The following is a 25,342-nucleotide window of genomic DNA, read 5'->3' as shown; positions in this document are numbered from 1 at the left end:
ACCCCCTGGGGCGCCAATCATAACAGACGGTTGCGGCCGCGACAGCCGACCGTCCAGGGACGCAAGCCGCCATGCAAGTGAAACACCTGCTGCTGATCGCCATCCTCGCCTTCGTCACCGCCTGCTCCTCCAAGGGCGAGAAGGTGGATGAGAACCTGAGCGAAAGCCAGCTGTACCAGCAGGCCCAGGACGATCTGAACAACAAGAGCTACACCAACGCCGTGACCAAGCTGAAGGCGCTGGAGTCCCGCTATCCGTTCGGTCGTTACGCGGAACAGGCCCAGTTGGAGCTGATCTACGCCAACTACAAGAACATGGAGCCCGAGGCCGCGCGTTCCGCCGCCGAGCGTTTCATCCGCCTGCACCCGCAACACCCGAACGTCGACTACGCCTACTACCTGAAGGGCCTGGCCTCCTTCGACCAGGACCGTGGCCTGCTGGCGCGCTTCCTGCCGCTGGACATGACCAAGCGCGACCCCGGCGCCGCCCGCGACTCCTTCAACGAGTTCGCACAGCTGGTCAGCCGCTTCCCGAACAGCCGTTACGCGCCGGACGCCAAGGCGCGCATGATCTACCTGCGCAACCTGCTGGCCGCCTACGAAGTGCACGTCGGCCACTACTACCTCAAGCGCCAGGCCTATGTCGCCGCCGCCAACCGTGGCCGCTACGTGGTGGAAAACTTCCAGGAAACCCCGGCCGTCGGCGATGGCCTGGCGATCATGGTCGAAGCCTACCAGCGCCTGGGCCTGAACGACCTGGCCGACTCCAGCCTGCAGACCCTGAAGCTGAACTATCCGGACAACCCGAGCCTGAAGGACGGTCAGTTCGTCCCGCGCGAGGACGAGGCCGACAACCGCTCCTGGCTGGCCAAGGCGACCCTGGGCCTGATCGAGACCAACGACGCCCCGCCGCACATGGAAACCCAGGCGAGCAAGGACGTGATCAAGCAGTACGAGGACGCCGAACAGCAGATCCCGGCCGAGCTCAAGCCCGAAAACCAGTCCGACGTGCAGGAAGAAGAGCACGAGGCCGAAGGCAACAGCGACAGCGGTCGTTCCTGGTTCAGCTACATGACCTTCGGCATCTTCGACTGAGTGCCGAACGTCCTGGACCCCTGATCAAGGGAGGCTTCGGCCTCCCTTTTTCGTGGGTGATCGTCCGCCTGCGCGGACCACGTCTCTGTGCGCGAAGGCACGCCTTGGATACACTGCGGCTCTCGACGAAATAAGGGAATGCCATGACCCGCCTGCTGTTCTGGATCGCACTGTTCGCCCTGGCCTGGTGGCTGTGGCGCAAGGCCACCCGCCCTTCCCGTCCCAGCACACCGGCATCCGGCGAGGAACAGACCGTGCCGATGGTCCGCTGCGCCCAGTGCGGAGTGCACGTTCCGCGCAGCAATGCCCTGCAGGACGAGAGCAACTGGTACTGCAGCCGCGCGCACCTCGAGCAGGACCGCACAGACCGTGGGCACTGACGGCATCTCGCTCACCGGGCAGGGACTGCGCGTCCTGCGCCTGTACCACCTGTACCGCCTGACCATCGGCCTGGCGCTGGTACTGCTGATTTCCAGCAATTACGACGACGATATCCTCAAGCTCGCCCACACCGAGCTGTTCCATATCGGCTGCTGGACCTATCTGGTGGTCAACATTCTGGTCGCGGTCCTGATGCCGGCGCCCCGGAAGCTGATGCCGCTGTTCGTGCTGGCGGCATGCGACGTGCTGATGCTCAGCGGGTTGTTCTACGCCGCCGGCGGCGTTCCCAGCGGCATCGGCAACCTGATGGTGGTTTCCGTCGCCATCGCCAACATCCTGCTGCGCGGCCGCGTTGGCCTGCTGATCGCCGCACTGGCCTCCATCGGCCTGATCTACCTGACGTTCTATCTCAGCCTCACCCAGACGCTGGCCCTCAACTACTACGTGCAAGCGGGTAGCCTGGGCGCCATGTGCTTCGCCTCGGCGCTGCTGATCCAGGCCCTGGCGCGCCGCCAGCAGATCGTCGAGAACCTTGCGGAACAGCGGGCCACCACGGTCGCCAACCTCGAAGAACTCAACGCCCTGATTCTCCAGCGCATGCGTACCGGCATCCTGGTACTGGACGACCAGCAGCGTGTGCTGCTGGCCAACCAGAGCGCCACCACCCTGCTCGGCGGGCAGGAACTGACCGGCCACTCGCTGGCCGAGCACACCCCGGCGCTGCTCGCCAGCCTGCAGCAATGGCAGCAGAACCCCGCGCTGCGGCCGCCCAGCCTGCAGCCACGCGAGACCGCGCCCAGCGTGCAGCCCGCCTTCATCCCCCTGCACCGTGGCAACGAACAGCACATCCTGATGTTCCTCGAGGACATCTCGCAGATCGCCCAGCAGGCGCAACAGCTCAAGCTGGTGGCCCTCGGCCGGCTGACCGCCGGCATCGCCCATGAGGTCCGCAACCCCCTGGGCGCCATCAGCCACGCTGCACAACTGCTGCTGGAATCCGAAGAGCTCGACCCGCCGGATCGGCGGCTGACGCAGATCATCCAGGACCAGTCGCGGCGGATGAACCTGGTGATCGAGAACGTCCTGCAACTGTCCCGCCGCCGCCAGGCCGAACCGCAACTGCTCGACCTGAAGTACTGGCTGCAGCGCTTCTCCGGCGAAATGCGCGAAGGGCTGCGGGACGGCCAGCAACTGCACGTCGAAACCGGACCGGGCACCGTGCAGACGCGCATGGACCCCCATCAGTTGACGCAGGTGCTGACCAACCTTGTGCAGAATGGGTTACGGTACAGCGCCAAGAAGAACGACACCGGCCAGGTGTGGCTGCGCCTGTTCCGCGATAGCGAAACCGACCTGCCGATCCTGGAAGTGCTGGACGACGGCCAGGGCATCGCCGCCGAACAGCGGGTGAAGCTGTTCGAGCCATTCTTTACCACCGAGAGCAAAGGCACCGGTCTTGGGCTGTACATCTCCCGGGAGCTGTGCGAAAGCAACCAGGCGCGCCTGGACTATAAAACGCGTGACGAAGGAGGCAGTTGTTTCCGCATCACCTTCGCCCATCCACGCAAACAAAGCTAAGAACACGCAAAGAGCATGAGTCGTCAAAAAGCCCTGATCGTCGATGACGAACCCGATATCCGCGAGCTGCTGGAGATCACCCTCGGTCGCATGAAGCTCGATACCCGCAGCGCCCGCAACGTCAAGGAAGCGCGTGAGCTCCTGGCCCGCGAGCCGTTCGACTTCTGCCTCACCGACATGCGCCTGCCCGACGGTACCGGCCTGGATCTGGTGCAGTACATCCAGCAGCGCCATCCGCAGACACCGGTGGCGATGATCACCGCGTTCGGCAGCCTGGACACCGCGGTCCAGGCGCTAAAAGCCGGCGCCTTCGACTTTCTCACCAAGCCCGTCGACCTCGCGCGCCTGCGCGAACTGGTCGGCACGGCGCTGCGCCTGCGCTTCCCCGATGCCGAGGAAGCCCCGGTGGACAACCGCCTGCTCGGCGACTCGCCGCCGATGCGCCAGATGCGCAACCAGATCGCCAAGCTGGCGCGCAGCCAGGCACCGGTCTACATCAGCGGCGAATCGGGCAGCGGCAAGGAACTGGTCGCCCGACTGATCCATGAACAGGGTCCGCGCGCGAATATCGCCTTCGTCCCGGTGAACTGCGGGGCGATTCCGTCAGAGCTGATGGAAAGCGAGTTCTTCGGCCACAGGAAAGGCAGCTTCACCGGCGCGGTAGAGGACAAGCTGGGACTGTTCCAGGCCGCCAACGGCGGCACCCTCTTCCTCGACGAGGTCGCCGACCTGCCGCTGCCCATGCAGGTCAAGCTGCTGCGCGCGATCCAGGAAAAAGCCGTGCGCGCCGTCGGCGGCCAGCAGGAAAACGCGGTGGACGTACGCATCCTCTGCGCGACCCACAAGGATCTCGCCACGGAAGTCTCCGCCGGCCGCTTCCGCCAGGACCTCTACTACCGCCTGAATGTCATCGAGCTGCGCGTACCGCCACTGCGCGAGCGCCGCGAAGACATTCCGCTGCTCACCGACCGCGTGCTCAAGCGCCTGGCCGGCGATGTCGGACTGCCCGTGGCGACGGTCAGTTCCGATGCCGTGGAGAAGCTCAAGAGCTACCGTTTCCCCGGCAACGTGCGCGAACTGGAGAACATGCTCGAGCGCGCCTACACGCTGTGCGAGAACGACGTGATCCAGTCCCATGACCTGCGCCTGGCCGAGACCACCAGCAGCGGCGACAACGGCGGCCCGGCGAGCCTCGCGCAGATCGACAACCTCGAGGACTACCTCGAAGACATCGAGCGCAAGCTGATCATGCAAGCCCTGGAGGAAACCCGCTGGAACCGCACCGCGGCTGCGCAGCGCCTGGGGCTCACCTTCCGCTCGATGCGCTACCGGCTGAAGAAGCTGGGGATCGACTGAGAACAGCGACTCCTGGTTCGCGAGCAAGCTCGCTACAGTCGTGTGTAGATGGCTCTTCGTAGGAGCGCGCTTGCTCGCGAACCGCACGGCACCGGGCAACATCCGGCTCGACGCCAGATCGCGGACGGAGTCCGCTGCTACGAGCGCGACAACATGCCTCGTTACCCGTAGCGAGCTCCGTCCGCGATGCTCCCGCCCTTTGCAGGGCGGGCTCTTCGTACAAAATAAATCTGCCGTGACGGGTATCGCTTCGCTCCACGCCATCCTGCGGAGCAACCGAAGACAGCCGCTCCGGCAAGCCAAGCGGCGATGCCCCGCTGGAAACGCTCAATCCAGCGGTGTAGCAACCAGACGCCCTTCCGCCGCATAAGGCGTCGCCTCGATGATCGGCTGACGCCGCTGCATCAGGTCCGCCAGCAACTGGCAGGACGCCGGCGCCAGCACCAGGCCGTTGCGGTAATGCCCGGTGTTCAACCACAGGCCGCGATGCCCCGGCACCTCGCCAATGAACGGAATGCCCTGCGGCGATCCCGGACGCAGGCCCGCCCAGTGCTTGATCGGCTCCATTCCCGCCAGCGCCGGAATCAGTTCCTCTGCCGACGCGCGCAGGCTGGCCAGCGCCTCGTCCGATGGGGTCTTGTCGAAGCCGGCATGCTCCAGGGTGCTGCCCACCAGGATGTGCCCGTCGCGCCGCGGAATCGCGTAGCGCCCTTTCGCCAGCACCATGCTGGAAAGGAAGTCCGGGGCGCAGCGATAGAGGATCATCTGCCCCTTCACCGGCTCCACCGGCAGCTCCAGCCCCAGCGTCGCCAGCAACTGGCCGCTCCAGGCACCGGCCGCCAGCACGACCGAGTCCGCCGTGAAATCGCCCTGCGCGGTGCGCACGCCCCGTATTTCATCGCCGTCCCGCAGGAAGCCGCTCACCTCGACCTGCTCGCGTACCGAAACGTTCGGCAGGCGCACCAGCGCCTCCCGCAGTGACTTGGCCAGACGCGGGTTGCGCACGTTGGCGACGCCCGCCATGTACACCGCTCGGTTGAAGCCCTGCCCCAGCACGGGCACGGCGTCATGCACGGCGGAAATCGCCACCTCCGACAGCGGGCGGCCGTGGGCGCGGGCCCAGGCCAGGGCATCGTCCTGGTCGTCCAGATCCAGCCAGTACAGACCGGTCACGTGCACTTCCGGATCGACGCCGGTGTCCGCCAGCAGCCGCTGGCCCAGGTCGGGATAAAAGTCCTGCGACCAGTGCGCCAGGTTGGCCACGGCCCGGCTGTAACGCCAGGGATAGAGCGGCGAGACGATCCCGCCCCCCGCCCAGGAAGCCTCGCGCCCGGTCTCGCCCCGCTCCAGCAGGAGCACCTCGGCCCCGGCCTGTCCCAGGGTCCAGGCCGACAACAGCCCCACGACCCCGCCGCCCACCACGATCACATCCGGCATACAACGCCCCACATCTCTAATGGAAAACCAAAGGGAAATCGCCAGTCGCCCACTATACCGGGCGCCAGGATGAACAGGGTGACGGACGACAACTACACGCAGCGCGGAAGCGTCCTACCCAAGCATCGGAGCTGACGGCAGGTGCTCCCAGGCTCACCATCAATACTCCCTGGCGACATCACCACCCAGGGACGGATCATGCTCAAACGCACGGGTTTCAGCCTCATCGAACTGCTGGTGGCCCTGGCCATCCTGGCCATCGCCCTCTCCATCGCCGCACCAGGCTTCGGCCAGCTCATCGAAGAGCACCGGCTGCAGGTCGCGACTCAGGAGTTGCAGAGCGCCCTGAATCAAGCGCGCGCGACAGCCGCGCTGAGCGGACAGCCCGTCAGCATCGCCGCGCTCGAAGGCAACTGGGCCCAGGGCTGGACACTGTTCGTCGACAGCAACAACAACGGCGTTCGCGAACCCTCCGAGCCCCTGCTGTCCACCCACGCAGCCCTCGCGCACATCACCGTCGTCCCGGATGCCACCTCCCTGCGCTACCTCCACTACACACCGGGTGGCTACAGCATCCAGCCCAGCGGCGCCTTCCATTCCGGGCATTTCGTGCTCTGCGCCAATACGCCATCAGCCGCTCGGATCGTGATCAACAGAGCCGGAAGAATTCGCCGGGAGGCCGGCGATGCAAACTCGCTCTGCCCTCGATGACCCGCATCACACTCGCGGCGCGATCGGCTTCACATATATGCAGATCGCATGACCGAACATCGCGCTATAGCGAACGGTCATCTGTCTATATAGGACTTTTCAGACGACAGACGGCAGCATGGCCGCGACTTAAAACGCGAGGAATGCGCTATGTCGCGCCCCAAGGAATCAGCTGGATTTACGCTGATCGAATTGATGATCGTGGTGACCCTGCTGGCGATTTTCGCCACGCTGGCCGTCCCGAGCTTCACCGCGACCATCGAACGCAATCGCCTGCAAACCCAGGCGGATGAACTGAAATCCTTCCTGCTCTACGCCCGTGGCGAAGCCGTGAGCCAGAAGGCCACGCTCATCGTGGCCGCCGACGGCGATGACCTCTGGAACGTCAAGCGCGGCGATGCCGACGATGCACTCCGTCAGCTCAAGCACGACCCTGAACTCGCGCAGATCCGCGCCAGCGCCGATGAAATCAAGTTCAGGAGCAACGGTACGGCAACGGCGACCGCCTTCACTGTCTGCCACAACGACGACACCGCCACGGGGCTTTACCTGGAGGTCCAGGCAAGCGGCGCCGTCAAGCTGTTCCGCCAGGGGACGAAGGATGCCGACGACACTGCCCTGGACAGTTGCACCCTGTGAGAAACGCCATGACGACCGACAAAGGCTTCAGCCTGATCGAGGTGCTTGTGGCACTCCTCCTGACCACCGTCGGCGTGCTCGGCATGCTGGCGCTGCAGGGGCGCAGCATCCAGTACACCCAGGACTCCGTGCAACGCAACACAGCCGTCGAACTGGCGAATGACCTGATCGAGATCGTCAGGGCCAATCCGCAGGAGCTGTTCAGCGACACGCCCCCCAAAAACCCCATGAACAGCGGGATGAAGGCGAGTTCGCTGTTCTACAAAGGGGCCGGGCAGGACTTCTCCGACCGTCAGGACTGCGTCGCCAGCTCGACCCGTATCGCGAGAACGGCACAGGAGCAGCGCGATTGCTGGGCCGACAAGGTCGAGAGCGTGCTTCCCGGCGGCGAGGACCTGTTCACCAGCGACATGTACATCTGCCGCAGCCCCGCCCCTGGCGAGTGCGATGAGGACGCCGGCTCGATGATCGAGATTCATCTGGCCTGGCAGGTTCGCGAAGGCGCCTGCCTGGACGACGCCGACACCGACGCCACCGTCTGCACCTACACCGTGCGAGTAGAGCCATGAACACGATGAAGCGCCAGCTCGGCCTGTCGATGGTCGAACTGCTGATCGCGCTGGCAATCAGCAGCTTCCTGATCCTTGGCATCACCCAGGTCTACATCGACAACAAGCGCAGTTACGTCTTCCAGCAGAATCAGGCCAACAACCTGGAAAATGGCCGATTCGCCACGCTGACCCTCAACCATTACCTGGGCAAGGCAGGCTACCGCCGCAACCCGTCGTCATTGCTGGAAATCGTCTTCCCCAGCCGTGCCGCCGCGGACGGGTGCCAGGCCTTCGACGCAGGCCACGCCATCACCGGACTCGCCACCGACCAGGGCGCCGGGTTCTGCATCCGCTACCAGCCGCAAGTCAGCGGGGAGCTGGATTGCCAGGGTGAGGCCAGTTCCGTCGAGTACGACGAAGCCTTTCCTTCGACCCCCGCCGTCGAGGACGACCTGACCGTATTGGCCTTCAAGTACGAGCCGGGCGCCGCCCTGCAGCAAGGGCGCCTGCTGTGCAAGAGCCTGAACGCTGCCTCCCCGCAGTACAGCGAACTGCTCGCCGGCATTGCCGATCTGCGCCTGGACTTCGGAATCGGCAGCGCGGACGTGCTGGAAAAGGAAGTGTCGTCGTACATCCCGCAAGCGGATTGGACGCCGGACGACGGTGCCATTCGCAGCGTGCGCTACGCCTTGCTGCTCGCCAGCCGCGAAGGCCAGCGCGACAGCGACGACTCGAAAGTGCTCAGCGACTGGCTGGCCGTCGCCTCGACCGCCACCCGGACCCGTCTGCAGAAAGCGGACAAGAAGAGCATCTATCAGGTCGCCAGCAGTACCCAGACCGTCAGGAACTTCATGCCATGACAGCCCATTCCCGCAAAACCCAGGGCGGCGCGGTACTGCTCGTCGCCCTCGTCATGCTGCTGCTGCTCACACTGCTGGCCGTCGGCAGCATGCGCGGCGTAACCCTTGAAACGCGCATCACCGCCAACCGCGCCCACGACACGAAACTTCAGAATGTCGCCGATGCGGGCCTGCGCGAGGCCGAGTTCCGTTTCTACGGTCCGGGCTACCTGGCCGACAAGCTGGAAGCCAACGCCGACAACTGCAGCACGGCGAACACCCTGAAAACCAACGGTCTGAACAAGCCCTGCCTCCTGGCAATCGACGACGACCACCTGCTCGCCTTCGTCGACTCGCCCGCAGATGCCGACGAGGACTTCCTCAAGGCCGAATCGCAGGACGGTCTGCTCTGGATGCCCTACCGCGGTACGGACCCCGCGAACACGACAGAATCCAACGCCGACTATCCGGCGTCCTGGAACAGCACCCTGGCGGTCGAAACCGGCAACGCGGCGATCAACGCGGAATACGGCATGGCCGCCGAAGGCCAGGGCACGTACTTCTATCTCAACAATGGCAAGGCCGGCGACGCCCTCTACCTCCAGTCGACACACGCCAACATCTACCTTGGCCTGAACAACTAAGAGCCGACATCATGCACCGCTCCCGTCTTCACACCTGCATCAAGACGCTCTCGTGCGCAGCCTTTGGCGTAACCCTGCTCAGTGCGGCCGACGCCTACGCGAGTGTTTCCCAGAGCCCTTTGAGCCTGACCGTGGGCGTCCCGCCGAACATGCTGCTGACGCTCGACGACTCGGGCAGCATGCGCTGGGCCTTCGCGCCGGATAACAAAAGCAGCACCGGGGCAACACGGCGTGCAAAGTCCAGTGTCTTCAACCCGCTTTACTACAACCCAGCCGTCAGCTATCGCGCACCGATCGTGTTCGATACCTTGGGCAACGAAAACCAACTATCGACCAGCTTCACCTCCGCCCGGATCAACGGTTACAACAGCACTCGGGGCACTATCAATCTGTCCAACGACTACAAGGTCACCTGGACCTACGTGCTGGAGGAAGGACAGGCCTCGAATTACGGCTACAGCAGTACCTCCAACCGACTGGCGGAGAACCCCTCGGCCGACTTCAGCGCTTCAGCGGTCCGCTCCAGCAACGGCAGCTCAACCGTCACCACGCCGGCCGGGATCGTTTTCACCATCAACCGGACAGGACGCAACAGTTGTACAGCCACTGCCAGCTATTCCGGCGCGTTCAGCAACAAGACCGCCAGTTGCGACCGCACGACAACCAACACCTACACGGCTAACCTGACCCAGGACGGCGTACCTGCGTACTACTACCTCTACGACGCCACCAAGGCCAACAACTGCACCACCACCAATGACGATTGCTACACCCTGAAGTTCGTCAGCGCCAGTGAGCAACAGAACTTCGCCAACTGGTATTCCTTCTACCGGAACCGCGCCCTGGCCACCATTTCCGCCGCAGCCCTGGCCTTCTACGACTTGTCCCCTTCCGTACGCCTGAGCTGGCAGGGATTGGGACGCTGCACCACCTTCGACGGCACTGACAGCAACTGCCGGAACAACGCATTCAAGGCCTACACTCCCGAACATAAGGGGCAACTGTATGCCTGGCTGCAAAATATCAACTTCAACCAGAGCACCTATCTGCCGGCAGCCCTGAAACGTGCCGGCGAGTTCCTCAGAACCGCAACTCCCTGGCAAAAGAACCCCGGCGGTACTGGCAACAGCACCCAGAACACCTACGCCTGCCGCGCCAGCTATCACATCATGATGACTGACGGCTTGTGGAACGAAACGGTCTCCAACCCGGGTACCTTCCGCCACGATGCAACCAACTTCACCCTGCCGGACAACCGCGCCTATAGCCAGCAGCATCCCTATTACGATAAACAGAGCAGTACCCTGGCCGACTTGGCCATGCATTACTGGGCCACGGACTTGAATCCGGACCTGGCCAACAATGTGCCGGCCTATACTCCCTTCAAGAGCAACGACACTACGACCGACTACTGGGACCCGCGCAACGATCCGGCGACCTGGCAGCACATGACCAACTTCACGATGGGGCTGGGCCTGACCGAAGCCTTGAACCGCACGGACATCCCCTGGGAGGGCGCAACCCACAAGGGCGACGGCTACACGGCCCTGGTCGCGGGCAACGTGAGCTGGCCGCCCGCCACCTCCGGCAGCGATAACAACGTGTATGACCTGTGGCACGCGGCGATCAACTCCCGTGGCGAGTTCTTCAGCGTCGATAGCCCGGAAAGCATGATCCAGGCCTTCGATGACATCCTCTCGCGCATCGCCGACCGCAAGTCCACCGCCGCCCGACCGGCCATCAACTCCGGCCAGATCAGCACGGACGAAAATGACAACGGCACGGTCAAGACCGTCTCCTACCAGACCTCCTACGCCAGCGACGACAACTGGTCCGGTGACGTGAAGCGCTTCGAGAAAGCCTGGAACGCCCAGACCAACGCCTTCGAGACCATGCAGATCTGGAGCGCCAAGGCCCAGGTCCCCGGCTGGCAGAACCGATCCATCAAGATCGCCGGCAACAGCAACAGCGGGCTGGTCGACTTCGCCTGGGACAACGCAGGCTCCGCCGACACCAACGGCAGCCTCGCCAACCTCCTCAGCCGGGACCCGGAGAACGCCAATGCCGCCGACTCCCTGGGCCAGCAGCGCCTGGAATACCTGCAGGGCAGCCGCACTGGCGAAGGCACCACATTCCGTCAACGCAGCGGCGTGCTGGGTGACTTCTACTCATCCAGCCCCGCTGTCGTGAGCGGCCCCCGTTACCTGGTCAACTTCAGCGACCACCTGGAAGGCAACACCGACTACACCACCTTCGCCAGCAGCGTCGCCGACCGTTCGCCCCGCGTTTACGTGGGTGGCAACGATGGCATGCTGCACGGCTTCAACGCCCTGACCGGTGCCGAAGAGTTCGCCTTCATCCCCAGCGCCGTGTTTGGCAAGCTGAACAAACTGACGGGCGCCAACTACACCCACGAGTTCTATGTGGAAGGCAGCCCCGTCGTCGCCGACGTGTACAACGGCAGCGAATGGCGCACCATTCTGGTCGGCACCCTGAAGGGCGGCGGCAAGGCCATCTTCGCCCTGGACATCACCACGCCCGGAAGCGAGGAGCTGCTGTGGGAGTTCGACGACAGCAGCCTCCCCAGCGATGCGGCGGTGAAGATGGGCTACAGCTTCTCCCAGCCAACCATCGCCCGGCTGCATACCGGCGAGTGGGCCGTCGTCTTCGGCAACGGCTACGAAAGCGCCGGCAACACCAACGGCAAGGCCGCCCTGTTCATCGTCGATGCGATGGAAGGCACCCTGCTCAAGAGCCTGGAAGTCGAGGGTACCGACGGCATCGCCAACGGCCTTTCCACCCCCAAGCTGGGCGACTACAACGCTGACGGCGTGGCCGACTACGCCTACGCGGGCGACCTGCAAGGCAACGTCTGGCGCTTCGATCTGCTGCGCAACGGCCGCAGCGACGCCACCCCGTTCACCTCCGAGGACGACGGCGAGACCGCCATCGACGCCTTCGAAGTGGCGTATGGCGGCAACCCGCTGTTCAGCGCGGTTTCGAGTAACGATCGCCGGCAACCCATCACCTCTGCTCCCAGCCTGGTACGCCACCCCACCGGCGTCGGCTACCTGGTGATCTTCGGCACCGGCAAGTTCTTCGATACCGACGACAAGGAAGGCGACAAGAGCATGGCCCAGAGCGTCTACGGCATCTGGGACAAGCAGACCCTGGGCGAGGAAGCCGGCAACCCCAGCATCACCCGCAGCAGCCTGCAGGAGCAGAGCATCGAGACGCAGACCACCGTCTCCGCCGATGGCTCGAGCCGGCAAGGCCGCGTGATCAGCGATAATAACGTGCGCTGGCAGGCTTCCGGCAGCCAGTCCGCACAGAACGGCTGGTACCTGAACCTGAAGCAGAGCGACGGTGAAATGGTGGTGGAAAACATGTCGCAACTGGGAAGGACCATTTTCTTCCAGTCACTGGTGCCCAATGACGATCCTTGCGGCGACGGCGCCAGCAACTGGACCTACGCGATCAACCCCTTCACCGGCGGCAGGACGCCCCAGCACGCCTTCGACTACAAGCCCACGGACGACGTCGGCACCGACAACATCTCCGCGATCCGGCAGGACGGCGAAGGCGGCGGCACCATTTCCCAGAACTCGGACAGTTCGTACCAGTACTGCACCGGCCAGGAATGCGTAAACATCTACCCGGACCCGACCAGCCAGGGTCGGCAGAGCTGGCGCAGAGTGGAGCAGGAATGAGCCGTTACCCAGCCTCGATGGAGTATTCGATGAAACGTGTTCAGACCGGCTTCACCCTGCTCGAAGTCATGATCGTAGTGGTCATCATCGGCATCCTCGCCGCCATCGCCTATCCGAGCTACGAGGAATACATCAAGCGCGGGAAACGGGCGGAAGGCCAGGCCATGCTGAACGATGCGGCGGCGCGCCAGGAGCGCTACTACGCCCAGAACAACGCCTACGTGACCGCCACCGACGACCTCGACAAACTGGGCATGCGGACCAGCGGCAGCAACGTCGTCTCCGAGACAGGCCAATACACGCTGCAGGTGGCGGGAGGCGGAGGCGGTTACACGCTGACCGCCGTCCAGCAGTTCAACGACAGCCAGTGCGGCAACCTGACCCTGACCGCCCAGGGCGAGAAGGAGCGAACCGGCAGCGGCAAGAGCGTTGCGGAGTGCTGGCGCTGAGCCCATGAAAAAGCCCGCCTTGCGGCGGGCTCTTTTGTGTCACACAGCCTTCACCCGCAATTCCTTGGGCATGGAGAAGGTGATGTTCTCTTCCCGGCCGTCCAGCTCCACCTCGGGCTCCGCCCCCCACTCGCGCAACTGCTCGATCACGCCGCGCACCAGGACTTCCGGTGCCGAGGCGCCAGCCGTGATGCCGATGCGCTGCACACCGTCGAACCACTCTTTCTTCAGGTCCTCGGCGCCATCGATCAGATAGCCCGGCGTCCCCATGCGCTCGGCCAGCTCGCGCAGGCGGTTGGAGTTGGAGCTGTTCGGGCTGCCCACCACCAGTACCAGGTCGCACTGGTCGGCCAGTTCCTTCACCGCGTCCTGGCGGTTCTGGGTGGCGTAGCAGATGTCGTTCTTGCGCGGGCCCTGGATGTGCGGGAATTTCGCGCGCAGGGCGTCGATGACCTTGGAGGTGTCGTCCATCGACAGGGTGGTCTGGGTGACGAAATGCAGCGCCTCGGGATTGCGAACCGCCAGCGCGGCCACATCCTCTTCGTCCTCCACCAGGTAGATGGAGCCACCGTTGGACGCATCGTACTGGCCCATCGTGCCTTCCACTTCCGGGTGGCCTTCGTGGCCGATCAGGATGCATTCATGGCCGTCGCGGCTGTAGCGCACCACTTCCATATGCACCTTGGTCACCAGCGGGCAGGTCGCATCGAAGACCTTCAGGCCGCGGTTCTCGGCTTCCTTGCGTACCGCCTGGGAAACGCCGTGGGCGCTGAAGATGACGATGGTGTCGTCCGGCACCTGGTCGAGTTCCTCGACGAACACGGCGCCGCGGTTGCGCAGGTTTTCCACCACGAACTTGTTGTGCACCACTTCATGGCGCACGTAGATCGGCGGGCCGAACACGTCGAGGGCGCGGTTGACGATCTCGATCGCCCGGTCGACGCCGGCGCAGAAGCCGCGGGGATTGGCGAGTTTGATTTGCATGGTGGCCTCGGGTGCTACGCAAGCCGGCCCACGAAGGGCCGGTAGGAATACTTCGCCTCAAGTGCAACGGCCCGCCGATGGCGGGCCGCGCAGCCAGTCAGGCTGATTGTACGTCGATGATATCCACTTCGAACGACAGGGTCTTGCCGGCCAGCGGGTGGTTGAAGTCGATGGTGACGTGCTGCTCGTCGAAGGCTTTCACGATGCCCGGCAGTTCGGTCTTGGCGGCATCGTTGAAGATCACCAGCAGGCCCTCGGCCAGTTCCATGTCCTGGAACTGGTCACGCGGCATCACCTGCACGTTGGCCGGGTTCGGCTGGCCGAAGCCCTGCTCCGGCTCGATGCTCAGCGTGCGCTTGTCGCCGGCCTTGAGGCCGAACAGCGCCTGCTCGAAGCCCGGCAGCAGGTTGCCGTCGCCGACCTTGAAGGTCGCCGGCTGCTTGTCGAAGGTACTGTCGACGACATTGCCGTCTTCCAGCTTAAGGGCGAAATGCAGGGTGACCTGGCTATCTGCACCAATGCGCTGAATGTTTTCAGAAGCCTCAGCCATGTGCGGTTTCTCCGGATTTCTTCGATTTGAACATGTCCAGCGCCAGCATGACGGCGCCGACGGTAATGGCGCTGTCCGCCAGGTTGAACGCCGGGAAGTACCAGCGGTTCTGCCAGTGCACCAGGATGAAGTCCACTACGTGGCCAAGCAGCATGCGGTCGTACAGGTTGCCCAGCGCACCGCCCAGCACCAAGGCCAGGGCGATGGCCAGCCAGGTCTCGCCGCGCTTGAGGCGCTTGAGCCAGACCACCAGCACGATGCTGACCACGATGGCGATCAGGGCGAACAGCCAGCGCTGCCAGCCCGAGCTGTCGGCCAGGAAGCTGAAGGCCGCGCCGGTGTTGTAGGCCAGGGTCCAGCTGAACAGGTCGGGGATGACCACGATCTGCTGGTACATGGTCAGCTCGGCCTGGAAGAACGCCTTGCTGACCTGGTCCAGTACGAACACCAGTACGGTGATCCACAGCCAGGGGAGACGGCCGAAACGATCGGCGTTAGGCATAGTGGCGAACCTCGCCGGCGCCATCGATGTTCTCGACACAACGACCGCACAGTTCCGGGTGCGCGGCATCGCTGCCGACATCGGTGCGGAAGTGCCAGCAACGGCCGCACTTGGCATGGGTGGACTTGACCACCTTCAGCTTCAGCCCCGGCAGCTCGCTGTCCATCGCATCGGCCGGTGCATCGGCCAGCGGCGCGACGGTGGCGGCGGAGGTGATCAGCACGAAGCGCAGCTCGTTGCCCAGCTTCTCCAGGCGCTTGGCCAGGGAGTCTTCGGCGTAGAGGGTGATCTCGGCCTGCAGATTGCCGCCGATGGTCTTGGCGCTGCGCTGGTTCTCCAGCTCCTTGTTCACGGCGGCCTTGGCGGCCATGACTTCGTCCCAGTAGGCGCGGTCCAGCTCGGCGTCGGCCGGCAGCTCGGAGAGGCCGTCGTACCAGGTGGTCAGCATCACCGATTGAGCGCGCTCGCCCGGCAGGAAGCTCCAGATTTCCTCGGCGGTGAACGCCAGGATCGGCGCGATCCAGCGCACCAGAGCCTCGGCGATGTGGAACAGCGCGGTCTGGCAGGAACGGCGGGCGACGCTGTTTTCCTGGGTGGTGTACTGGCGGTCCTTGATGATGTCCAGGTAGAAGCCGCCCAGCTCCTGCACGCAGAAGTTGTGCACCTTGGAGTAGACGTTCCAGAAGCGGTAGTCGCGGTAGGCCTCTTCCAGCTCGCGCTGCAGCAGCAGGGCGCGGTCGATGGCCCAGCGGTCCAGGGCCAGCAACTGGTCGTTGGGCAGCAGGTCCTTGGCCGGGTCGAAGCCGGACAGGTTGGACAGCAGGAAGCGCGCGGTGTTGCGGATGCGCCGATAGGCATCGGCGCTGCGCTGCAGGATGGTCTGGGAAACCGCCATCTCGCCCGAGTAGTCGGTGGCGGAAACCCACAGGCGCAGGATGTCGGCGCCCAGGGTGTCGGTGACCTGCTGCGGGGCGATCACGTTGCCCAGGGACTTGGACATCTTGCGGCCGGACTCGTCCACGGTGAAGCCGTGGGTCAGCAGCTGGCGGTACGGCGCGTGGCCGTCGATGGCGCAGCCGGTCAGCAGGGACGAGTGGAACCAGCCGCGGTGCTGGTCGGAGCCTTCCAGGTAGAGGTCGGCGGCCGGACCGCTGGCGTGGCCCAGCTCGGCGTGGGAGCCGCGCAGCACGTGCCAGTGAGTGGTGCCGGAGTCGAACCAGACGTCCAGGGTGTCGTTGATCTTGTCGTACTGCGCGGCTTCATTGCCCAGCAGTTCGGCGGCGTCGAGCTTGAACCAGGCCTCGATGCCTTCCTTCTCGACGCGCTGGGCGACGGCTTCCATCAGTTCGACGGTGCGCGGGTGCAGTTCACCGGTGGCCTTGTGCAGGAAGAACGGGATCGGTACGCCCCAGTTGCGCTGGCGCGAGATGCACCAGTCCGGACGGCCGGCGATCATGCCGTGCAGGCGCGCCTGGCCCCAGTTGGGCACGAAGTCGGTTTCGGTGATGGCCTGCAGCGCGCGCGCGCGCAGGGTATCGCCGGCTTCCGGCTGCTTGTCCATGCCGACGAACCACTGCGCGGTGGCGCGGTAGATCAGCGGAGTCTTGTGGCGCCAGCAGTGCATGTAGCTGTGACTGATGCTGGCGTGCTTGAGCAGCGCGCCCACTTCGTCGAGCTTGGCGACGATGGCCGGGTTGGCCTTCCAGATGAACTGGCCGCCAAAGAACGGCAGGTCGGCCACATAGACGCCATTGCTCTGCACCGGGCTGAGAATGTCGTCGTTGCTCATGCCGTACTGCTTGCAGGTACGGAAGTCGTCCTCGCCGTAGGCCGGGGCGGAGTGAACCACGCCAGTACCGGCGCCCAGCTCGACGTACTCGGCCAGGTAGACCGGCGAGAAGCGCTCGTAGAACGGGTGGCGGAAGCGGATCAGGTCCAGCGACTCGCCCTGGGCGGTGGCGATGACCTGGCCTTCCAGGCCGTAGCGTTGCAGGCAGGACTCGACCAGTTCCTCGGCCAGCACCAGCAGGCGCTCGCCGGTGTCGACCAGCGCATAGGTGAATTCGGGGTGGACGTTCAACGCCTGGTTGGCCGGAATGGTCCAGGGGGTGGTGGTCCAGATGACGATGGCGGCAGGCTTGGGCAGGCTGGCCAGGCCGAAGGCGGCGGCCAGCTTGTCGGCATCTTCCACCGGGAAGGCGACGTCGATGGCGTCGGATTTCTTGTCGGCGTACTCGACTTCCGCCTCGGCCAGGGCCGAGCCGCAGTCGAAGCACCAGTTCACCGGCTTCAGGCCCTTGAACACGAAGCCCTGCTTGACCATCTCGGCGAGCGCGCGGATTTCACCGGCCTCGTTGGAGAAGTTCATGGTCTTGTAGGGGTTGTCCCACTCGCCCAGCACGCCCAGGCGGATGAAGTCGGCCTTCTGCCCTTCGATCTGCTCGGCGGCGTATTCGCGGCACAGCTCGCGGGTCTTGTCCGCCGGCAGGTTCTTGCCGTGGGTGGTCTCGACCTTGTGCTCGATCGGCAGGCCGTGGCAGTCCCAGCCCGGCACATAGGGGGCGTCGTAGCCGGCCAGAGTCTTGGAACGGACGATGATGTCCTTGAGGATCTTGTTGACCGCGTGACCGATGTGAATGCTGCCGTTGGCGTAGGGCGGGCCATCGTGCAGGATGAATTTCGGGCGACCTTCGCCAATCTTCCGCAGTTGCTGGTACAGGCCAATATCGTTCCAGAACTTCAGGGTATGCGGCTCGCGCTGCGGCAGGCCGGCTTTCATCGGGAAGTCGGTTTCGGGAAGGTTCAGAGTGGCTTTGTAATCGGTCATCTCAGGGCCTGTTCAGGATCTTCAATCAAGCGGTTGGCCCAGCCAATAGGCCCGGGCGGCGGCGATGTCGGCGAGGATGGCCGCCTTGAGTGCCTCGAGCGAGGCAAAACGCTGCTCATCACGCAGCTTCTGGTGGAAAGTGATGTCCAGATGCTGGCCGTAAAGGTCGCCAGCGAAGTCCAGCAGATGCACTTCCAGGTGGGGCCGGCCATCGCCATTCACAGACGGCCGGGTGCCGATGTTGGCAACCCCGTTGCAGCGCTGGCCAGCCACCATCGTGCTGACCAGGTAAACCCCATTGAGCGGCGCCTTGCGGCGCTTGAGCTGGATGTTCGCGGTGGGCGAACCCAGCGTACGGCCCAGCTTCTGCCCGTGCAGCACGCGGCCGCTCAGGCGGTATGGACGGCCCAGCAGGCGCTCGGCCATGTGCAGGTCGCCGTCGGCCAGGTCCTTGCGGATGCGCGAACTGCTCACGCGCATGCCGTCGACTTCCACGGTGGTCGCGGCTTCGACGGTGAAGCCCTGCTCCGCGCTGGCGTTGACCAGGAAGGCGAAGTCGCCGGAACGGTCGCAGCCGAAGCGGAAATCGTCACCCACTTCCAGATGACGGACCCGCAGGCCCTCCACCAGCACCTGGCGGACGAACTCGGCGGCCGACAGTTCGCGCAGGCGGCGGTTGAAGGCCAGGCAGAGAACGAAGTCGACGCCGTACTGGCGCAGCAGCTCGAGCTTCTCGCGCAGGCGGGCCAGGCGCACCGGCGCGGCATCCGGGGCGAAGTACTCGCGCGGCTGCGGCTCGAAGATCACCACGCAACTGGGCACGCCCAGCTCCAGCGAACGCTCGCGCAGACGCCCCAGGATCGCCTGGTGGCCGAGATGGACGCCGTCGAAGTTACCGATGGTGGCGACACAGCCCCCGGACAGGGGCCGCAGGTTGTGAAGGCCTCGAAGCAGCTGCATAGCGCGCGTATTGCTCAGAAAGTGGTCGATTATACCCACACCCGCCGCCGTGCGACAGGCAAAATGCCGTCGCCGAAAGCGGATGCAACCCTTTGCCGCTGACTCAGGATACCGCCCGCCGGGAAAAGTCCCGGATGCGGAAGCCGAGAAGTGCCAGCATACCGAAATAGGCGACGACGCCGGCCATCACCAGGCCGCCAAGACGCAGCAGGCGCCAGAGCATATCGCCCTGGCCCCAGGCCGGCATCACGATCATCAGCCCCACCAGCACGACGCACATCACCAGCACCGCCACCACCAGCTTGACGATGAACGCGCCCCAGCCCGGCTGCGGCTCGAACAGGCGATGCTTGCGCAGTTGCCAGTACAGCAGGCCGGCGTTGAGGCAGGCCGCCAGGCTGATCGCCAGGGCCAGGCCGGCATGCTTGAGCGGACCGATGAACACCAGGTTCATCAACTGCGTGGAAACCAGGGTGAACAGCGCGATCTTCACCGGCGTCTTGATGTTCTGCCGCGCATAGAAACCCGGCGCCAGCACCTTCACCAGAATGATGCCGAGCAGGCCGACGGCGTAGGCGATCAGCGCGCGCTGGGTCATCAGCGCGTCATGGGCACTGAACTTGCCGTACTGGAACAGCGAAACGGTCAGCGGCTCGGCGATCACCGCCAGCGCCAGGGAACACGGCAGCGCCAGCAGGAAGCACAGGCGCAGGCCCCAGTCCATCAGCCGCGAATACTCGTGGCGGTCATCGCTGGCGTAGGTCTTGGCCAGCGACGGCAGCAGGATGGTGCCCAGCGCCACGCCCAGCACGCCGGACGGCAGCTCCATCAGGCGATCGGCGTAATACATCCAGGACACGGAACCGGCCACCAGGAAGGAGGCGAAGATAGTGTTGATGATCAGCGAGATCTGGCTGACCGAAACGCCGAGGATCGCCGGCCCCATCTGCTTGAGCACACGCCACACGCCGGAATCGCGCAGGTTGATGCGCGGCAGCACCAGCATGCCGATCTTCTTCAGGTGCGGCAGTTGGTAGAGCAGTTGCGCCAGCCCACCGGCCAGCACCGCCCAACCCAGCGCCATGATCGGCGGGTCGAAGTACGGCGTCAGGAACAGCGCGAAGAGAATCATGCTGACGTTCAGCAGGGTCGGCACGAAGGCCGGCACCGAGAAGCGGTTCCAGGTATTGAGGATCGCCCCCGCCAGCGAGGCCAGCGAGATCAGCAGGATGTAAGGAAAGGTCACCCGCAGCAAGGAACTGGTGAGCTGGAACTTCTCCGGCGAATCGACGAAACCGGGTGCCGTCACCCAGATCACCCAGGGCGCGGCGAGAATCCCCAGCGCGGTGACCAGCGCCAGGATCAGGGTCAGCAGACCGGATACGTAGGCGATGAAGGTACGGGTCGCCTCCTCGCCCTGCTGGGTCTTGTACTCGGCCAGGATCGGCACGAAGGCCTGGGAAAACGCGCCCTCGGCGAAGATCCGGCGCAGCAGGTTGGGCAGCTTGAAGGCGACGAAGAAGGCGTCGGTGGCCATGCCGGCGCCGAACATGCGCGCGACGATGGTATCGCGCACGAAGCCGAGCACCCGCGAGATCATGGTCATCGAGCTGACCGCGGCCAGCGACTTGAGTAGGTTCATAGCGTCCAGAACTGGTAGAATGGCCGCCCCTGCCGGGCGCGGCACTGGCCTGGAGCGATTGCTCGACCGCCAGGCGAAGCGCAGCAGTGTAGGGCCGCGGGGCGAATAAATCACCCCATCCGCCGGACAGCGTGCGCCCGTCGCACCACTCGTCGGAGGCCGCGCACACCCTTGACAAGGCCCTGATGCAACGGCATTATTCGCGGCCTTAATTTATTCGCAACATCCCAAGTTTTTTTCGAGGAGCTCGACGGTGGCCAACACACCTTCCGCCAAAAAACGCGCCAAACAGGCTGAGAAGCGTCGCAGCCACAACGCCAGCCTGCGTTCCATGGTTCGTACCTACATCAAGAACGTAGTCAAAGCAGTCGACGCCAAGGACCTGCCGAAGGCCCAGGCCGCTCTGGTTGCCGCCGTACCGGTCATCGACCGCATGGCTGACAAAGGCATCATCCACAAGAACAAGGCCGCTCGTCACAAGAGCCGCCTGAACGCCCACGTGAAGGCCCTGGCCACCGCGTAAGCGTTCCGTTCTTGAAGAACCGGCCTCAGGGCCGGTTTTTTATTGCCCGCAGAAACCCGTAGGAGCGAGCTCGCTCGCGAACAGCGCTCCTCCAAACCTGCGAGACCTGAGGGCACCTCCATTCGCGAGCAAGCTCGCTCCTACGAAGAGCCTTTCATTTCTCAGGCCACGGCATGATCGGAATCGCCGTCACCGCATTCTGCGGACTGCCTTCGATCACCCGGTCGCTATAGACCAGATAAACCAGCGCATTGCGCTTCTTGTCGAAGAAACGCACCACCTGCATGGTCTTGAACACCAGCGAAGTGCGCTGCTGGAACACCACCTCGCCGTCTTTCAACTCACCAGCGAAGCGGATCGGCCCGACCTGACGGCAGGAGATCGACGCCTCGGCACGATCCTCTGCCAGACCCAGTCCACCCTTCACGCCGCCGGTCTTCGCGCGAGACAGGTAGCAGCTGACACCCTGCACCTTCGGATCATCGAAAGCCTCGACGACGATCTTGTCGTTCGGCCCGACCCACTTGAAGACGGTGGACACCTCGCCAACCACATCGGCCCGGGCCAGCACCGGCAGCAACATCAGCGCCGCCATCAATCCCTTGCACATGAAGAATTTCCTCAGACGAGCACCAGGTTGTCGCGATGCACCAGCTCCGGACCATCGACATAGCCAAGCATGCCTTCGATGGCATCGGTCGGCTGGCCGATGATCTTCTGCGCCTCGAGAGCACTGTAGTTAGCCAGGCCGCGAGCAATCTCGCGCCCCTGCCGATCCACACAGACCACCATTTCACCGCGACGGAAGCTGCCCTGTACGGCCTTCACACCGACCGGCAGCAAGCTCTTGTGATCCTGAGCCACCGCCTTCACCGCACCATCATCCAGCACCAGGGTGCCACGCATCTGCAGATGGCCGGCCAGCCACTGCTTGCGGGCCGCCTTGCGGCTCTGCTCGGGCGTCAGCAAGGTACCCAGGCGCTCACCGGCACGCAGGCGATCCAGCACGCGCTCGATGCGTCCACCGACGATCACCGTGTGCGCACCGGAACGCGCCGCCAGGCGCGCCGCGCGCAGCTTGGTCTGCATGCCGCCACGACCCAGCGCCCCGCCAGTGCCACCCGCCACTGCATCCAGGGCCGGATCATCGGCGCGAGCCTCGAAGATCAGCTCGGCGTCGGGATTGTTGCGCGGGTCAGCGTCGAACATGCCGTCGCGATCGGTGAGAATCACCAACAGGTCGGCCTCGACCAGGTTGGCCACCAGCGCCGCCAGGGTGTCGTTGTCGCCGAAGCGGATCTCGTCGGTGACCACGGTGTCGTTCTCGTTGATCACCGGGATCACGCCGAGGTCGACCAGCGTGCGCAGGGTGTTGCGCCCATTCAGGTAGCGCTTGCGGTCCGAGAGGTCGTCATGGGTCAGCAGCACCTGGGCGGTCTGCAGGCTATGCACGCCGAAGCTGGACTCCCAGGCCTGCACCAGGCCCATCTGCCCCACCGCGGCGGCCGCCTGCAGTTCGTGCATGTCGCTAGGCCGGGAAACCCAGCCCAGGCGACTCATGCCCGCCGCGACGGCGCCCGAGGACACCAGCACCAGTTCGACACCCGCGCAATGCAGCGCGACCATCTGCTCGACCCACACAGCCATAGCATCGCGATCCAGACCGCGACCGTCGGCGGTCAGCAACGCACTGCCAATCTTGACTACCCAGCGCTTGGCGCCAGTGACCTTCTCACGCATACCCTCAACCTTAGAAGTCAGGCTTCACACGTTTCATCCGGACCGGCGAGCGCCGCTCCGATCAAGGCACGTAGAAGATTTCCGGCCCGTCGCCGTCGTCTTCGTCATCCTCGAAATCATCGTCATCCACATCGTCGGCATTCTTCAGGCCGGCGCGACGCAGTGCACGGGCATCGTCCAGCGCCTGCAGACGGGCACGGGCCTCGTCTTCGATGCGCTGATCCAGCGCCGCCAGGGCTTCGCCGTAGGCCGGTTCTTCCTCGATGCGCAGGGTGCGCTCGTCGAGGTACTTCATGATGTCCTGGCTCAGCGCCTCGGTGCCTTCACGCTCCAGGGCGGAGATCACGTAGACCGGACCTTCCCAGCCCAGGCGCTCGACCACGGCCTGTTTGCGACGCTCCTGCTCCTCGGGCTCGAGGATCTGGTCCATCTTGTTCAGCACCAGCCAGCGGTCACGCTCGGTCAGCGCCGGGCTGAACTTCTCCAGCTCGTGGACGATGGTTTCCGCGGCATCGGCCGGGTCGCTCTCGTCCAGCGGCGCCATGTCGACGATGTGCAGCAGCAGGCGGGTACGCGCCAGGTGCTTGAGGAAGCGGATACCCAGGCCGGCGCCTTCGGCGGCACCTTCGATCAGACCAGGGATATCGGCAACCACGAAACTCTTGAAGCGGCCGACACTGACCACGCCCAGGTTCGGCACCAGGGTGGTGAAGGGGTAATCGGCGACTTTCGGCTTGGCGGCGGACACCGCGCGAATGAAGGTGCTCTTGCCGGCGTTCGGCAGGCCGAGCAGGCCTACGTCCGCCAGTACTTTCAGCTCCAGCTTGAGGTCACGCGCCTCGCCGGGCTTGCCCGGAGTGGTCTGGCGCGGTGCACGGTTGGTACTGGACTTGAAGCGGGTATTGCCCAGGCCGTGCCAGCCGCCCTGGGCCACCATGATGCGCTGACCGGCAGCGGTCAGGTCGCCGATGATTTCCTGGGTGCTTGCATCGATGATGGTGGTACCGACCGGCACGGGCAGGACGAGATCGTCGCCCTTGGCGCCGGTGCAATCCTTGCTGCCGCCGTTCTCGCCACGCTGGGCATCGAAACGACGGGTGTAGCGGTAGTCCACCAGGGTATTCAGGTTCTCGTCGGCCTCGAGGAACACCGAGCCGCCGTCACCACCGTCACCGCCGTTGGGACCGCCTTTCTCGATGAACTTCTCGCGGCGGAAGCTCATGAGGCCGTTGCCGCCGTCACCGGCTTTCACGTGGATGGATACTTCGTCGACGAATTTCATTGCGAACGCCTCCCGCAGAGCCTGCGGGTTGAAAATAAGAAAAGGAGCATAGGATACAGCCAAGTCCGCGCAAACGCCCGAACCGACAGCACCTCGCCTGGAAACGCCAGAAACAAAAAAGCCCCGTCGCGAGACAGGGCTTTTTCAGTGAGAGCTCGCTTAGGCAGCGACAACGCTTACATAGCGACGGCCAAAGGCGCCTTTCACTTCGAACTTGATCACGCCGTCGATTTTCGCGAACAGGGTGTGATCCTTGCCCATGCCAACGCCGTAACCAGCGTGGAACTGGGTACCGCGCTGACGCACGATGATGTTGCCTGCTTTGACAGCCTGGCTACCGAACAGCTTCACGCCAAGGCGTTTACTTTCGGAATCGCGGCCGTTGCGGGTACTACCGCCAGCTTTTTTGTGTGCCATGAGTCAATCTCCTGAAAAGGAATTAGGCCTGGATGCCGGTGATTTTGATTTCAGTGAACCACTGGCGGTGGCCCTGACGCTTCATGTGGTGCTTGCGGCGGCGGAACTTGATGATGCGCACTTTGTCGTGACGACCGTGGGAAACCACTTCTGCGGTCACTTTCGCGCCTTCTACCACCGGCAGGCCGATCTTGACGTCATCGCCGTTGGCGACCAGCAGGATGCGATCCAGGTTGATCGCTTCGCCGGTGGCGACGTCGAGTTTCTCGACCTTGAGGAATTCGCCTTCGGTGACTTTGTATTGCTTGCCACCAGTAACAATTACTGCGTACATCTGGATGTCTCCGTTAGACCTGCTCACCCGACGCTTTATAGAAAGAGGAATCGGTCGGCATGGCTGCATGGGGCCGGAAGGGACGCCCGTGCAATTGCGTAAGGCAGGGTATGCCAGGGAAGTTCGGGGCCGCGATTGTACGCAAACCAATGCCCCGGATCAAGCCTCATGGGGCCTTGCCTTGACAGCCCC

The 25,342-nt window shown here is 64.2% G+C and carries 24 protein-coding genes; 12 read left to right on the top strand and 12 right to left on the bottom strand.

Going from position 1 to position 25,342, the window contains the following annotated elements; translation table 11 throughout:
• Positions 1–71 precede the first annotated feature (71 nt).
• The 4 genes from H681_RS04770 to H681_RS04755 all read left to right on the top strand — a co-directional run bounded on the left by H681_RS04770 (position 72) and on the right by H681_RS04755 (position 4,409).
• Entirely contained in the window at positions 72–1,094 is a 1,023-nt protein-coding gene (locus H681_RS04770; protein ID WP_015475704.1) for an outer membrane protein assembly factor BamD, read from the top strand.
• 143 nt (positions 1,095–1,237) lie between these two features.
• Positions 1,238–1,474 (top strand): PP0621 family protein, encoded by a 237-nt coding sequence (locus H681_RS04765; RefSeq protein WP_015475703.1) that lies wholly within the window; start codon positions 1,238–1,240, stop codon positions 1,472–1,474.
• The gene (locus tag H681_RS04760; RefSeq protein ID WP_015475702.1) at positions 1,464–3,053 is read left to right on the top strand and encodes a sensor histidine kinase; all 1,590 of its coding nucleotides are present in this window, start codon (positions 1,464–1,466) and stop codon (positions 3,051–3,053) included. The genes H681_RS04765 and H681_RS04760 overlap by 11 nt, the downstream gene beginning before the upstream one ends.
• Positions 3,054–3,068: 15 nt before the next feature.
• Entirely contained in the window at positions 3,069–4,409 is a 1,341-nt protein-coding gene (locus tag H681_RS04755) for a sigma-54-dependent transcriptional regulator (RefSeq protein ID WP_015475701.1), read from the top strand.
• A 327-nt stretch (positions 4,410–4,736) separates the two neighbouring features.
• Here H681_RS04755 and thiO read toward each other — a convergent pair whose 3' ends face one another.
• Positions 4,737–5,846 carry a glycine oxidase ThiO gene (thiO, locus tag H681_RS04750; RefSeq protein ID WP_015475700.1) on the bottom strand — a complete coding sequence of 370 codons (1,110 nt, stop codon included), beginning with the start codon at positions 5,844–5,846 and terminating at the stop codon, positions 4,737–4,739.
• Positions 5,847–6,044: 198 nt separating this feature from the next.
• Here thiO and H681_RS04745 point away from each other — a divergent pair, with 198 nt between their 5' ends.
• The 7 genes from H681_RS04745 to H681_RS04715 all read left to right on the top strand — a co-directional run bounded on the left by H681_RS04745 (position 6,045) and on the right by H681_RS04715 (position 13,389).
• Positions 6,045–6,557 (top strand): GspH/FimT family pseudopilin, encoded by a 513-nt coding sequence (locus H681_RS04745; protein ID WP_015475699.1) that lies wholly within the window; start codon positions 6,045–6,047, stop codon positions 6,555–6,557.
• A gap of 150 nt (positions 6,558–6,707) precedes the next feature.
• On the top strand, positions 6,708–7,196 hold the full coding sequence (locus H681_RS04740; protein WP_015475698.1) for a GspH/FimT family pseudopilin: 489 nt from the start codon (positions 6,708–6,710) through the stop codon (positions 7,194–7,196).
• Positions 7,197–7,204: 8 nt separating this feature from the next.
• Positions 7,205–7,765 (top strand): type IV pilus modification protein PilV, encoded by a 561-nt coding sequence (gene pilV, locus H681_RS04735; protein ID WP_015475697.1) that lies wholly within the window; start codon positions 7,205–7,207, stop codon positions 7,763–7,765.
• A complete protein-coding gene (locus H681_RS04730; RefSeq protein WP_015475696.1) occupies positions 7,762–8,607 on the top strand; it encodes a PilW family protein in 846 nt (281 codons plus the stop codon). The genes pilV and H681_RS04730 overlap by 4 nt, the downstream gene beginning before the upstream one ends.
• A complete protein-coding gene (locus tag H681_RS04725; protein ID WP_015475695.1) occupies positions 8,604–9,230 on the top strand; it encodes a PilX N-terminal domain-containing pilus assembly protein in 627 nt (208 codons plus the stop codon). The genes H681_RS04730 and H681_RS04725 overlap by 4 nt, the downstream gene beginning before the upstream one ends.
• Before the next feature lie 11 nt (positions 9,231–9,241).
• A complete protein-coding gene (locus tag H681_RS04720; RefSeq protein WP_177324578.1) occupies positions 9,242–12,940 on the top strand; it encodes a pilus assembly protein in 3,699 nt (1,232 codons plus the stop codon).
• A 29-nt stretch (positions 12,941–12,969) separates the two neighbouring features.
• Positions 12,970–13,389 carry a type IV pilin protein gene (locus H681_RS04715; protein WP_015475693.1) on the top strand — a complete coding sequence of 140 codons (420 nt, stop codon included), beginning with the start codon at positions 12,970–12,972 and terminating at the stop codon, positions 13,387–13,389.
• 39 nt (positions 13,390–13,428) lie between these two features.
• Here H681_RS04715 and ispH read toward each other — a convergent pair whose 3' ends face one another.
• The 6 genes from ispH to murJ all read right to left on the bottom strand — a co-directional run bounded on the left by ispH (position 13,429) and on the right by murJ (position 20,854).
• Entirely contained in the window at positions 13,429–14,373 is a 945-nt protein-coding gene (gene ispH / locus H681_RS04710) for a 4-hydroxy-3-methylbut-2-enyl diphosphate reductase (protein ID WP_015475692.1), read from the bottom strand.
• Between the two features lie 97 nt (positions 14,374–14,470).
• Positions 14,471–14,923 carry an FKBP-type peptidyl-prolyl cis-trans isomerase gene (fkpB, locus tag H681_RS04705; protein WP_015475691.1) on the bottom strand — a complete coding sequence of 151 codons (453 nt, stop codon included), beginning with the start codon at positions 14,921–14,923 and terminating at the stop codon, positions 14,471–14,473.
• Entirely contained in the window at positions 14,916–15,425 is a 510-nt protein-coding gene (lspA, locus tag H681_RS04700) for a signal peptidase II (RefSeq protein WP_015475690.1), read from the bottom strand. The genes fkpB and lspA overlap by 8 nt, the downstream gene beginning before the upstream one ends.
• Positions 15,418–18,252: an isoleucine--tRNA ligase gene (gene ileS, locus H681_RS04695; protein ID WP_015475689.1), complete on the bottom strand. Its 2,835-nt coding sequence runs from the start codon at positions 18,250–18,252 to the stop codon at positions 15,418–15,420. Before ileS ends, lspA begins: the two co-directional genes overlap by 8 nt.
• A 21-nt stretch (positions 18,253–18,273) precedes the next feature.
• Positions 18,274–19,212 (bottom strand): bifunctional riboflavin kinase/FAD synthetase, encoded by a 939-nt coding sequence (gene ribF, locus H681_RS04690; protein ID WP_015475688.1) that lies wholly within the window; start codon positions 19,210–19,212, stop codon positions 18,274–18,276.
• Between the two features lie 103 nt (positions 19,213–19,315).
• Positions 19,316–20,854, bottom strand: a complete 1,539-nt coding sequence (gene murJ, locus H681_RS04685) for a murein biosynthesis integral membrane protein MurJ (RefSeq protein WP_015475687.1) — start codon at positions 20,852–20,854, stop codon at positions 19,316–19,318.
• Between the two features lie 253 nt (positions 20,855–21,107).
• Between murJ and rpsT the strand changes: the two genes are divergently transcribed.
• Positions 21,108–21,377, top strand: a complete 270-nt coding sequence (gene rpsT / locus H681_RS04680; RefSeq protein ID WP_009617555.1) for a 30S ribosomal protein S20 — start codon at positions 21,108–21,110, stop codon at positions 21,375–21,377.
• A gap of 154 nt (positions 21,378–21,531) precedes the next feature.
• Here the strand turns inward: rpsT and H681_RS04675 are convergent, their stop codons facing one another.
• The 5 genes from H681_RS04675 to rplU form a co-directional block, all read right to left on the bottom strand.
• Positions 21,532–21,987, bottom strand: a complete 456-nt coding sequence (locus H681_RS04675) for a CreA family protein (protein WP_015475686.1) — start codon at positions 21,985–21,987, stop codon at positions 21,532–21,534.
• Positions 21,988–21,998: 11 nt separating this feature from the next.
• Complete coding sequence (gene proB / locus H681_RS04670) at positions 21,999–23,117, bottom strand: glutamate 5-kinase (RefSeq protein WP_015475685.1); 1,119 nt, start codon at positions 23,115–23,117, stop codon at positions 21,999–22,001.
• A gap of 61 nt (positions 23,118–23,178) precedes the next feature.
• Positions 23,179–24,399 carry an Obg family GTPase CgtA gene (gene cgtA / locus H681_RS04665; RefSeq protein ID WP_015475684.1) on the bottom strand — a complete coding sequence of 407 codons (1,221 nt, stop codon included), beginning with the start codon at positions 24,397–24,399 and terminating at the stop codon, positions 23,179–23,181.
• A 159-nt stretch (positions 24,400–24,558) separates the two neighbouring features.
• Positions 24,559–24,816, bottom strand: coding sequence for a 50S ribosomal protein L27 (rpmA, locus tag H681_RS04660; protein WP_009617551.1), 258 nt, complete (start codon positions 24,814–24,816; stop codon positions 24,559–24,561).
• A 22-nt stretch (positions 24,817–24,838) separates the two neighbouring features.
• Positions 24,839–25,150 carry a 50S ribosomal protein L21 gene (gene rplU / locus H681_RS04655; RefSeq protein WP_015475683.1) on the bottom strand — a complete coding sequence of 104 codons (312 nt, stop codon included), beginning with the start codon at positions 25,148–25,150 and terminating at the stop codon, positions 24,839–24,841.
• Positions 25,151–25,342 lie beyond the last annotated feature (192 nt).

Origin of the sequence: Pseudomonas sp. ATCC 13867, from assembly GCF_000349845.1 — a bacterium.
Taxonomy (GTDB): Bacteria; Pseudomonadota; Gammaproteobacteria; order Pseudomonadales; family Pseudomonadaceae; genus Pseudomonas.
This window is presented reverse-complemented; position numbering and strand designations above follow the sequence as displayed.